The organism is Kitasatospora sp. SC0581 (genome assembly GCF_048159585.1).
Classification (GTDB): domain Bacteria; phylum Actinomycetota; class Actinomycetes; order Streptomycetales; family Streptomycetaceae; genus Kitasatospora.
Genome location: NZ_JBLRWA010000261.1, coordinates 1 through 350, shown reverse-complemented (window position 1 = coordinate 350; position 350 = coordinate 1). Strand labels below are relative to the sequence as shown.

The 350-nt window shown below is 73.1% G+C and carries 1 pseudogene; it reads left to right on the top strand.

Going from position 1 to position 350, the window contains the following annotated elements:
• Positions 1-350 (top strand): annotated as a pseudogene (locus tag ACLWS4_RS38035) (TetR/AcrR family transcriptional regulator); the annotation flags it as partial.

The following is a 350-nucleotide window of genomic DNA, read 5'->3' as shown; positions in this document are numbered from 1 at the left end:
CTACTTCCCCAGCCGGGAACGCCTGGTGGCCGAGCTGCTGGCCCGGGTGCTGCACCGGTCGTTGGAGCAGCTGGGCGCGGAGGCGGCGGTGTCCGGGGCCGATCCGGAGCGGCTGGTGGAGGTGGTGCTCGCGCAGCACCAGGATGCCGACCGGGTGCGATTGTTCGTGGAGTTGTGGGCGCTGGCGGCCGGGGACGAGGCGGTGGCGGAAGCGGTCAGGGCGTTCTACGCGGACTACGCGCGGCTGGTGGCTGGGCAGATCGGCGGCTACCGGCCGGAGCTGCCGTTCGCGGAGTGCCTGGCGCGGGCCGAGTCCTTCATCGCCCTGGTGGAGGGGGCTTCGCTGTTCC